Origin of the sequence: Rhizobium sp. S163, from assembly GCF_030380805.1 — a bacterium.
Lineage (GTDB): Bacteria > Pseudomonadota > Alphaproteobacteria > Rhizobiales > Rhizobiaceae > Rhizobium.
The window spans coordinates 1-11,194 of sequence record NZ_JAUDSA010000032.1 but is presented as its reverse complement, the minus strand read 5'-3'; the positions used below and the strand labels follow the sequence as shown (position 1 = coordinate 11,194).

9 protein-coding genes and 1 pseudogene are annotated in these 11,194 nt (G+C 62.5%); all 10 read right to left on the bottom strand.

The genetic code is table 11. The features are described from left to right. Window positions 1-147 (bottom strand): annotated as a pseudogene (locus QTL96_RS22815) (nodulation protein NodT); the annotation flags it as partial. Window positions 148-308: 161 nt separating this feature from the next. Beyond that, window positions 309-3,413 (bottom strand): efflux RND transporter permease subunit, encoded by a 3,105-nt coding sequence (locus tag QTL96_RS22810; protein ID WP_113200355.1) that lies wholly within the window; start codon window positions 3,411-3,413, stop codon window positions 309-311. Between the two features lie 39 nt (window positions 3,414-3,452). Continuing rightward, entirely contained in the window at window positions 3,453-4,673 is a 1,221-nt protein-coding gene (locus tag QTL96_RS22805; RefSeq protein WP_289729316.1) for an efflux RND transporter periplasmic adaptor subunit, read from the bottom strand. Between the two features lie 133 nt (window positions 4,674-4,806). Then, a complete protein-coding gene (locus QTL96_RS22800; protein ID WP_289729315.1) occupies window positions 4,807-5,403 on the bottom strand; it encodes a TetR family transcriptional regulator in 597 nt (198 codons plus the stop codon). Between the two features lie 104 nt (window positions 5,404-5,507). After that, window positions 5,508-6,452, bottom strand: coding sequence for a phosphoribosylaminoimidazolesuccinocarboxamide synthase (locus tag QTL96_RS22795; protein WP_289729314.1), 945 nt, complete (start codon window positions 6,450-6,452; stop codon window positions 5,508-5,510). Window positions 6,453-6,544: 92 nt separating this feature from the next. Next, window positions 6,545-8,275, bottom strand: a complete 1,731-nt coding sequence (locus QTL96_RS22790) for an SLC13 family permease (protein ID WP_289729313.1) — start codon at window positions 8,273-8,275, stop codon at window positions 6,545-6,547. 129 nt (window positions 8,276-8,404) lie between these two features. Beyond that, a complete protein-coding gene (locus QTL96_RS22785; RefSeq protein WP_289729312.1) occupies window positions 8,405-9,109 on the bottom strand; it encodes a phosphoribosyltransferase in 705 nt (234 codons plus the stop codon). Window positions 9,110-9,113: 4 nt separating this feature from the next. Continuing rightward, the gene (locus tag QTL96_RS22780) at window positions 9,114-9,920 is read right to left on the bottom strand and encodes a pseudouridine synthase (protein WP_113200349.1); all 807 of its coding nucleotides are present in this window, start codon (window positions 9,918-9,920) and stop codon (window positions 9,114-9,116) included. A 245-nt stretch (window positions 9,921-10,165) separates the two neighbouring features. Then, complete coding sequence (locus QTL96_RS22775; RefSeq protein ID WP_112946167.1) at window positions 10,166-10,372, bottom strand: hypothetical protein; 207 nt, start codon at window positions 10,370-10,372, stop codon at window positions 10,166-10,168. A 141-nt stretch (window positions 10,373-10,513) separates the two neighbouring features. Then, window positions 10,514-10,855: a hypothetical protein gene (locus tag QTL96_RS22770; RefSeq protein ID WP_018902525.1), complete on the bottom strand. Its 342-nt coding sequence runs from the start codon at window positions 10,853-10,855 to the stop codon at window positions 10,514-10,516. Window positions 10,856-11,194 lie beyond the last annotated feature (339 nt).

The window sequence follows — 11,194 nt, the reverse complement described above, 5'->3', positions numbered from 1 at the left end:
GACCGTCGAGACGTCGCCGTCGGCCTTGGCCGAGCCTTCATTGAACTTGGCCGGGAGGGGCATCTCCGGGGGAACATGATCCGGGCCACTCACACAGCCCGCGAGCAATAGCAACAATGCCGGAGAGGCAAAACGAAAAGACGCCATTAACTATCTTCCTGTAACTCGACCAAAAAAATCATTCATGTCAGAAGCAATGATGCTTCACTATCGGCCGCGCTTCGCTCGAAACGAGAAACACCATCCCGAAGCAGTTCGCGGCAATGTATCAATGAGTCTCACTTTATCACAGTGCAGATATGTCACACTCATACCTCATTTTTTTGACGTCGCGAGAAGACGCGGCGGATAACCACAAAGAATGATGGCACGAAGAAAATGCCAAGCGCGGTCGCAAACAGCATGCCGCCAAGCACGCCGATACCGATCGCGTTCTGCGCTGCCGAGCCCGCACCGGTGGCAATCGCCAGCGGCACGACGCCGAGGATGAAGGCCAGCGACGTCATGATGATCGGCCGCAGACGCAGCCTTGCGGCCTCCAGCGTCGCATCGATGATGCCCATGCCTGTCTCCATTCGGTCCTTGGCGAACTCCACGATGAGAATCGCGTTCTTCGCCGCCAGACCGATTGTCGTCAGCAGGCCGACCTTGAAGTAGACGTCGTTTGCCTGGCCGAAGACGGTTGCCGCGACCAGCGCGCCGAGCACGCCGACCGGAACGGCCATGATGACCGAGAACGGGATCGACCAGCTTTCGTAGAGTGCTGCCAAGCAGAGGAAGACGACGAGGACCGAGATGGCGTAGAGCATCGGCGCCTGCGAACCGGACAGGCGTTCCTGATAGGAGATGCCCTGCCAGGCGACGGTGTAGCCGCCACCGAGCTGTGCCGTCATCTCTTCCATCGCGTTCATGGCGTCGCCGGAGCTGACACCCGGCGCCGACGCGCCGTCGAGCGGGATGGCGCTCACCGCATTGAAGCGGGCGAGCGTCGGGGCGCCCTTCACCCATTCGGTGCGGGTGAAGGCGGAGAAGGGGACCATCTCGCCATTGGTGTTGCGGGCATACCAGTGGTCGAGGTCGTCGGGCTGCATGCGGAAGGGTGCATCGCCCTGGACGTAGACCGGCTTGATCTCGCCGTTCAGCGTGAAGTCGTTGACGTCGCGGCCGGTGAAGATGACCGAGAGCATCGAATTGACCGAGGAGATGTCGACACCCATGGCGCCGATCTTCTCCTGGTCGATGATGATCTTCATCTGCGGCTCGACTTCCTTGTTGTTGCTGCGGAGCGCAACGACCTTGCCGCTCGTGTTGGCCATGCCGATCAGGCGCTTGGAGGCCGCATCGAGCGCTTCTGTGCCGTGGCCTCCGGTATCGACGAGATACATGGAGAAGCCGCTGGAGACGCCGAGACCCTGGATCGCCGGCGGCAGCAGCGCGAAGACCTGGGCTTCGCGGATCTGCGAGAAGGCGCCCAGCGCGCGGGTGGCGACGGCCTGCGCATGCAGCTTGTCGTCCGTGCGTTCGGCGAAGTCCTTGAGCTTGGTGAAGACGATGGCGCTGTTCTGGCCGGAGCCGTTGAAGCCGAAGCCGAGCGCGCCGAAGACGGACTGCACGGCGTCCTTTTCGTTTTCGCGATAGTAGGTCTCGACCTTCTCTACGACGGCCTGGGTCTGCTGCGTGGTCGAGCCCGGCGGCGTGGTCACGATGGTCAGCAGCACGCCCTGGTCTTCCTGCGGCAGGAAGGAGGTGGGCAGGCGGGTGAAGAAGTAGGCGCAGCCGAGGCCGACCAGCAGGAAGACGACCATGACGCGCCACGGACGCTTCAGGAGATAGCCGATCGAGCGGACATAGCCGTTGGTGGAGCGGGTGAAGTTGCGGTTGAACCACTCGCTGGCACGGTTCTTCTTGTGGTCGTGCACCGGCTTCAGCATCGTGGCGCAGAGCGCCGGCGTCAGCACGATGGCGACCAGCGCCGAGAGCAGCATCGCCGAGACGATGGTGACGGAGAACTGGCGATAGATGATGCCGGTCGAGCCGCCGAAGAAAGCCATCGGAATGAAGACGGCCGTCAGGACGAGCGCGATGCCGACGATGGCGCCGGTGATTTCGCCCATCGATTTCTCGGTGGCCTCCATCGGCGACAGCTTCTCCTCGGTCATGATGCGCTCGACGTTTTCGACCACGACGATGGCGTCGTCGACGAGCAGGCCGATGGCGAGCACCATGGCGAACATGGTCAGCGTGTTGATAGAATAGCCCGTCGCCGCAAGGATGCCGAAGGTTCCGAGCAATACTACCGGAACCGCGATGGTCGGGATGAGCGTCGCGCGGAAATTCTGCAGGAAGACCAGGAGAACGACGAATACGAGCACGATCGCTTCGATCAGCGTGTGCACGACCTTTTCGATCGACAGCTCGACGAAGGGCGTCGTGTCGTAGGGATAGGTGATCTCGACGCCTTCGGGCAGGCCCTTGGAAATGGAATCGAGCGCGGTTCGAACACGACCGGCGGTATCGATGGCGTTGGCGCCGATCGCCAGGTTGACGGCAAAGCCGCTCGACGGCTGGGCATTGTAGCGCGAGGAGCCGCCATAGCTTTCCTGGCCGATCTCGATGCGCGCGATGTCGCTCAAGCGAACCGTCGAGCCGTCCTTCTCGACCTTCAAGATGATGTGCTCGAAGTCGGAAACGGTGGTCAGCTGGCTCTGGGCGGTGATCGTGACGTTCATCTGCTGGCCTTCGACGGAAGGCTGGGCGCCGAGCGAACCCACGGATACCTGCGTGTTCTGCGCCTCGATGGCCGAGGTAACGTCGCCCGTCGTCAGCTGGTACTTGACCAGCTTGTATGGGTCGAGCCAGACGCGCATGGCGTAGCCGGAGCCGAAGATGTTGACACTGCCGACGCCTTCCAGGCGCTGGACCTGCTTTTCGATCGAGTTCGACAGGATGTTGCCGAGATCGACGGAGTTGCGCTTGCCGTCTGTGGAGACCAGGGCGCCGACGAGAAGGATACTCGAGGTCGAGCGGGTGACGCTGATGCCGGCGTCGATGACGTCGCTCGGCAGCTGCGACTGCACCAGCTGCAGCTTGTTCTGCACCTGCACCTGGGCGATATCGGGATCGGCCGCCGTGCCGAAGGTCAGCGAGATGCTGGCCGAGCCGGTAGACGAGGTCGAGGTCATGTATGTGAGGTCGTCGAGGCCGGTCATGCCGTCCTCGATGAGGGTCGTCACCGATTTCTCGACCGTTTCAGCGCTGGCGCCGCGATAGGTGGCGTTGATGCGCACCGTGGTCGGCGCGATATCCGGGTACTGCGAGATGGACAGCGTGAAGATCGCCAGCACGCCCGCGAGCATGATCGTGATCGCTATGACCCACGCAAAGATCGGACGTCGGATGAAAAACTTGGCCATTGGCTAATTCCTGTACGGCTCGGATCAATGATCGACGCGTTACTTCGCGGCGGGCTTCTGCGCGTCGCCGGCGGCGGCCGGAGGCGCCACGGGCACGACGATACCCTTGTCATTGATCTTCATTTCGGTCGGCTTGACCGGCATGCCCGCGGTGATCGACTGCAGTCCGGAGACGATCAGCTGATCGCCGTCCTTGACGCCTTCGGTCACCAGCCATGCATTGTTGGATGGCGATGCGTTTTCGAAGATGCGGTTTTCTACCTTGCCATCCGCGGATACGAACTGCGCCGAAAGCTCACCATTGGCGTTGCGGCTGGTTGCGAGCTGCGGCAGGGCGAAGCCGTTTTCGGAACCGAGTTCCAGCGTCGCGCGGACATACATGCCCGGCAGGATGATGCGGTCTGGATTGGGGAAGCGCACGCGGATGGTGAAGGTGCCCGTCGTTTCGCTGACGACCGACTTCGACATGTCGAGCGTGCCCTTCTGATCGTACTCCTTGCCGTTCTCGAGGATCAGGCGGAAGGCGTCGTTGCCGCTGGTGCCCTTGATCTCGCCATCGGCGATCGCGCTGCGCAGACGCAGCAGGTTGGTGCTCGATTCCGTCAGAAGGATATAGGCCGGGTCGAGCTGGCGAACGGTGGTGAGCGCCGTGGTCTGGTTGGCGGATACGACGTTGCCGACGTTATAGGCCGTCTGGTCGATGACGCCATCGAAGGGAGCGACGATCTTGGTGTGGTCGAGATCGATCTCGGCGGCGGAAAGAGCGGCCTTTGCCGATTCGACCTCGGCCTGCGCCTGCAGCAGGTTGGTCCGTGCTGTCTCAAGCTCTATCTGCGTGGCGCCCGAGCCGACAAGCCGCTGGTAGCGGTCGAAGTTGCTCTGTGCACTCGGAACGCTGGCTTCGGCCTTGGCGATGGCGGCGCGGGCTTGGGCGACGGCTGCGACATAGGGGGCGTCTTCGATCTGATAGAGGACGTCGCCCTTCTTCACCTCGCCACCTTCGCGGAAGGTGATGTCGCGGATGAGGCCGCTCACCTGCGGACGGATGTCGGCGGTCTGGAACGCTTCGGCGCGGCCGGGAAGGATCGTCGTGACCGGGAAGTCGCCCTTCTTCAGCGTGATCACGCCGACAGCGGCCGCCTGCTGAGCCGCCCCGGCACCGCCGGCGCCCGCGGCCGGTGTCTTGCCGCTGTCGCTGCAGGCGGCGAGAACGCCACCGATGGCAAGAGCCGAGGAAACGAGGAGAAAGCGACGTATCATGTTCAATTCCCTATGCGCTGGCTCGCGGATCGAAGCCTGCCGGGGATGCCACACGACAAACGATCCGGAGTCAAACGCCTCTGATGCGAATTAACAAAGCCTTTAGAAAGTGACGTAATTTATGAATCGTCACTTAGCAAGTGCTATTTTGCAGTGCGGCATCGGCGAAATCGACGATCTGCCTCGCTCGCTCGACCAGGGTTTCCTTATCGTCCTTGACGATCAGAACCGGATGCAGCACGCCTGCAAGCACATCGGCGACGGTCTTTGCGGCGCGCGCAGGGTCCGCGCAGTGATAGCGGCCTTCCGCGACACCTTCGCGAATGATTGCTTCGAGTTTCTGGATGACCTTTTCACGATACCGCCTGCCGGCCTCGATCTTGGCCTCGATGCTGACGAGGACCATTTCGAAGATGTAGGGGTTCTTCTGGATGTCCTCGAGGTGGCTGTCGAGCAGCCTGAGCACGAAGCGGAGCAACTGCTCACGCGGCGGCAGGTCATCGGCGACGAAGCGGTCGGCGACATCGCTCAGGTGCCTTTCGGCGATCGCGTCGACTAGAGCGGTCTTCGAATGAAAGTGCTTGAAGACGTTGGCCGGCGACATGTCGAGCGAAGCGGCGATATCGGCGATCGAGACGGCGACGAAACCGCGCTGGCGAAACAGCTGCTCGGCCATCGACATGATATCTTCGCGGGTCTCTTCGGCCTTGCGCCTTGGCCTTCTTGCCATGAATTCTCCAGCCGGATCCGCCCGGCTTCGGTGTTTTTCAAAATCTAACGCGACATTGAAAGGGCCTGCAAGCTAAAGTCGCAGGCCTTCGCGCGATTGAGCGACTACGGGAAGTAGCGCGAGAGGTTCTTGCGCACGCGCTCCACCGGGGTCGCGCCGCCGTCGTCGGGCACGAAGGTCTGCGCGGTGATCGCTTCATATGCCTTTATATAGACAGCCGAGGTCTGCTCGATGAGATCGGTCGGGATCTCGGGGATCTCGTCCTTGTAGGGGTCGCAGCGTTCGGCGACCCAGGCGCGGACGAAATCCTTGTCGAAGCTTGCCGGGCGCGTGCCGGCATCGAAGCTTGCCTGGTAGCTATCGGCGAGCCAGTAGCGGCTGCTGTCTGGGGTGTGAATCTCGTCGGCGAGGATGATCGTGCCATTCTCGTCGGTGCCGAACTCGTACTTTGTGTCGACGAGGATGAGGCCGCGCTTGGCCGCCATTTCCTGGCCGCGGGCAAACAGCGCCAGCGCGTATTTGGATAGCGTATCCCACTGCGCCTGCGTCAGCAGACCGCCTTCGACAATCTGATCAGGCATCAGCGGTTCGTCGTGGCCACCATCAAATTCCTTGCTTGTCGGCGTGATGACCGGCTCGGGGAGCTTCTGGTTGTCGCGCATGCCATCCGGCAGGCGCATGCCATACATCTCGCGCTCGCCCTTCTTATAAAGAGTGAGGATCGAGGTGCCGGTGGTGCCGGCGAGATAGCCGCGCACCACGATCTCGACCGGCAGGATGTCGAGACGCTTGCCGACGACGACGTTCGAATCGGGATAGGCGATGACGTGGTTGGGGCAGATATCCTTGGTCGCCTCGAACCAGTAGCGCGCCGTCTGGGTGAGGACCTGGCCCTTGTAGGGGATGCAGGTCAGGATCCGGTCAAACGCGCTCAGCCTGTCGGTGCTGATAATGATGCGGCTGCCATCGGCAAGGTCGTAGTTTTCTCGCACCTTGCCGCGGTAGTAATTCGGCAGTTCCGGGAAATGGGCTTCTGAGAGAATACGCACGGGCTTGACCGTCCTTTTGGGTTACGGGGTCGGTATGATCGGGGCTTTCCCCTGCTCTAGTTCCATCGTCGGGGATGTCAAGCAAGCGGGGCTCAAACCCAGAAGACATATAGAAGCAGCAGGCTCAAAAAGTAGCTCAGCACCGTCACCGGCAGGCCGGCGCGGATGAAATCGGAAAAGCGGTAGCTGCCGATGCCCATGGCGAGCGTGTTGTTATGATGGCCGAAGGGTGTCAGGAAATCGAGCGAAGCACCCAGCGCGACGGCGAGCAGATAGGCTTGCGGCTGGTGGTGACCGGCGGCGGCGAATTCGATCGCGATGGGGCTCAGCACGATGGCGACGGTGGCGTTGTTGACGAAGGGCGTCAGCGCGATCGCCAGCAACAGCACCACGCCGATGCCCGCCAGCGGCTGCGATACGGGAAGGATGGCGCCGAGCGCCGATGCGATGACTTCGGCGGTCCCCGAGGTGCCGACGGCCGAGCCGATCGGGATCATCGCGGCGAGCATGATGATGACGGGCCAGTTGAGGTCTGCCATCGCCTGGCGGATGTTCAGGTAGTTGAAGAGCGCCAGCACAAGGACGACACCGGCGAGCGCGATATCGGGCCGCACGACCGTGGTCGCGGCGATACCGCAGGCAAAGATTGCGAAGGGCTGCCAGCTCAGCGAGAATGAGGGCGGGACGGGCGGCGAGGCGAGCGGCAGACACTCGCATTCCTCAAGCGCCTCGGCGATCGCGGCGCGGTCGCCCTCCAGTACCAGGACGTCGCCTATCGAGAGCTGCAGATCCTTGAAGCGTCCCTCGATACGGGGGGAGCGCATGGATAGGGCGCTGATCGCGATGCCGCGCATAGTGAAGACCTCGAGCGAGCGCAGGCGCGAGCCGACCAGCGTGCTCTCCGGCATGACGACGGCCTCGACGCGGCTTGCCTCGGCCTGCCAATGGTCGGCCTGCAGCGCGCCGGATGCCTCGAGTTCGATAAGGACCGTGTCGTCGGCTTCCGCCAGCAGGAGATCGCCGGCCTCGACGATGGAGCGCTCGGCGGATCCGAAGACGAAGGTGTCGTTGCGCAGCAGCGCGTGCGGCTTGAGCGCGAAGCGGGTGGGGAGATCGGCGAGGCTCGCGCCGATCAGCGGCGAGCCTGCGGGAACACGTCGTTCGGCCACCATGCGGCGGCGCGGCGTTTCGGGCGCTGCCGCATCGTTCTCGTCATCCGCAGGGAAGAGCAGCGGCGCCAGTATAGATGTCATGAGGATGCCGGCTGCGGCGACCGGCAGGCCGACATAGGCGAAATCGAACAGGCGAAAGCTCTCACCGGTCGCGGCCGCGAGCGCGTTGCTGACCAGCAGATTGGCGGGCGTGCCGATCAGCGACACGAGGCCGCCGAGCAGGGCGGCAAACGAGATCGGCATGATCAGCTGCCGTTTGGGAATGGCGCCGACCGCGCTGATGCGCAGCGCCACCGGCAGCGAGATGGAGAAGGCGCCGATATTGTTCATGAAGATGGAGATGAAGCCGGTCACGCCGGACAGGATGGCGATGACGCCGGTGCCGCGCATGCCGCGACTGGCAAGCGCTGTCGACACCCTGTCGAAGAAGCGGGTGCGTGCCAGCACCTGGACCACCAGCAGGATCTCGACGACGGTGATGACCACGGGGCTGGCAAAGCCCGCGAAGACCGCGTCGGTCGGGTAAAGCCCGAGCGCATAACCGGCAAGCAGGCCGGCGATCGCGACGACCTCGACCCTGAAGCGGTCGATCAGAAACAGAACCAGCATCGCGATCAGCAGGATCAGCAGACATGCTTGTTCTGGGGTCATCAGGTCTTCCGGATTGATGCGCTGCTTTACGTGCTGACTGAGACTGTAGCGGTTCGCGGCGCGCTGTATAGAGGGGCGGGCGCAGAGTGCAGTCTATAATGGGGCGCACTCTATATTAGGGACGGTGACTCAGATGCAGGGCGCGCGCCAGGCACCTTGTTCGGTGCGATCGAGCATCGGGGTCGCGAAGACGGCGACGGTTCGCTCCAGCCAGTGCGGGCCGACCTCGTCAAGCGCCGTGCGCCAGCGCTCGGATTGCAGCATGGCAGCGCCGATCGCGACGGGCTCGATGGAGCAGGCCGACAGCAGCTTGAGGCCGGAGACGATCGAGGTGCCGCTTGAGATGACATCGTCGATCAGCGCGACGCGCCTGCCTTCGAGCAGCGGCAGCATGCGCGGATCTATATAGAGGCTCTTCTGCTGTGTGGGGGTGGTGATCGACGACAACGGGACGGAGAGGTCGTCGCGATACCAGAACTTCCTGGAGGTGCCGAGCGGCACATATCGTTTGTGCCCGAGTTTCTGGGCCACGGCGGAAGCAAGCGTCAGCCCGAGCGTCGGTAGTCCGGCGACGACGTCGATATCGAGGGCTCTCAGCCTGTCGGCGAGCTGTCCGGCCAACGCGTCCAACACCTCGAAGCTCGCCTGGTTGACGATCAGCGAGGCAAGCGCATGTTCGCCATCGGCAAGCGGGCGGAGCGGCAGGCGGAGCTGGCGACCGTCAGTCAGCGTCGCGACATAGAAGGATGTGAAGTCAACCCCGATCGAAAAGGTGCCGGGCGCGTGCAGCTCCTGCCAGAAATCGTGCGGGGCGAGGGCGGCGCTGTCTGTCATGATGTCATCTGGTCCGTTTGGTCGTTTCCATGCCGGCGCGGCGGCGCAGCGCCTTGAGCTCGGCCTCGGTCAAAGCCCGTACCGCACCTTTCGGGAGATCGCCGAGTTTCAGGTCGCCGATCGCCACGCGCACCAGCCGCAGGCATTCGGTGCCGAGCGCTTCCAGCATGCGGCGGATCTGGCGGTTGCGGCCCTCGTCGAGCTCGACTTCGATCCAGCTATTGCGCTCGCCTTGTCTTAGAAGCGTGGCCGCCGTCGCCTTCAGGAGTTCGCCGTCGTGGCGAACACCATAGGCCATCTCGGCCAGCATCTCGGGCTCCATGACGCGATCGACCTGGACGTGATAGGTCTTGGTGACATGGGTGACCGGGTCGAGCAGCGCCTGGGCGAAGACCGTGTCGTTGGTGAAAAGAAGCAGGCCCTCGCTCGCCTTGTCCAGCCGGCCGACCGGCGACAGATGCGGGGTGTCGACATCCTTGAGGCAATCGAACACGGTCGGGCGGCCTTCCGGATCGTGGCGTGTCGTTACCAGCCCGCGCGGCTTGTTGAGCATCAGATAGGTCATCGGCTCGGCGGCGACATCACTGCCGTCGACCTTGATCTTCGCCGATGAGAGGTCGATCCAGGCGGCGCTGTCGAGCACGGTGCGGCCATTGACCGTGACGCGACCGTCGGCGATCAGCTTTTCGGCCTGGGTTCGCGAGCAGTAGCCGAGCTTGGACAAAGCGCGCGGCAGGGTCACCCGCTTGCTCTCGACGGCTTCAGGCCTGTTGCGGCCGTTCTGCCTTTGCGGTGCGCGCCGCTCTCTCAATCGCCTGTTCCTCTGCTCTTTGTTATCGGCGTTTCTGGGTTATCGGCGTTTCTGGCATGAACGGTGAGGGGATGCCAGACGCGGGGGCGCAAAACGCGGGGATAAGAAGGATGGGACAAGAAGGATGGGGCAAGAGGGGAGGGGGCTCTGTCGCTCGGCCAAAAAGAAGAGGCGGCGCCGGTGGCGCCGCCTCTTCTTTTTGGCCGCATTTATATATAGGGAGCGGATCGCGGTGGCGATCGCTCTTAGTGACGCGCCATGAAGCCCGCGAGCTGCTCGCGGTTCATGGTAACGCCGGCTGCCGCCTTGGCGGGATCCGGATGGGTGTAGGATACGCTGGGCATTTCAGGTAGTTCAAGAGCCTGTTGCATATTCATGATACCGACCGCCAGGCGGCCCTGCGCTCCGTCTACCGTGACTTCGACGATGCAGTTCGATCCTTTGGCAATCATCAGCAGTCCTCCCTCGTTCTTTATAGTCTCCATTATTGGTCTGAAAAACGGGTTTTTCTAAGACCTAAGTAGTACGGGCCGGATGATACTTCGGATCATCCGGCCCGTAAACAAATTAGATACATCTAATGTTAACGAATGCTATCGCCACCACTGCTGGCGCTGCGGGGCGGCCTGGGCGCCGCTTAAGAGATAGCCGGCGAGAAAGCCGAGCGCGCCGGCAAGCGCCAGCGCCGTGGTGGTGGCTGCCGGATGCTCGCGGGCGGCGTCCGCCGCGGCCACGCCTTCGGCCTTGATCTGGGCAACGGCGGTCTTGGCGCGGGGCGCCATATCCTCATAAGCCTTGCCGGCGCGATCGCGCACTTCGTAATAGGCCTCCGCGCCCTGGGCCGAGATCATCTTCTGCAGACGGGCGACCTCCTGCTGCAGGGCGCTGATGTCCTTGCTAACGGCGGATCTCACATCATCTGTATTGGAAGCCATTGGGCTGTCTCCTTTGTTGCTGACGATAGAAACACGTCTAGAAACACATGGGAGAGGGGTTCGGTTCCGAAAATCGGGCGTTTTGGGTGCGGATAATGGCGCGTGGGGGACGATAGGCGGTGTATTGGCCCGATGTTCGGGGGAGTGCGCACTGTGTCGGAATGGCTCCACAGACGGCCCCTGAAATTCCCCCAACAGAATCAGTGTGTTATAAAACTGTCAAAAAACTTTGCATGTGGTTGTTGACTTGTTTGGGTTAGGGGCCTTATAAGCCGCTTCACAGAACGAGGGCGGCGGCGCTGCTGGCGACGGTGACTTTCGCTCTGGATTTCTTATGAA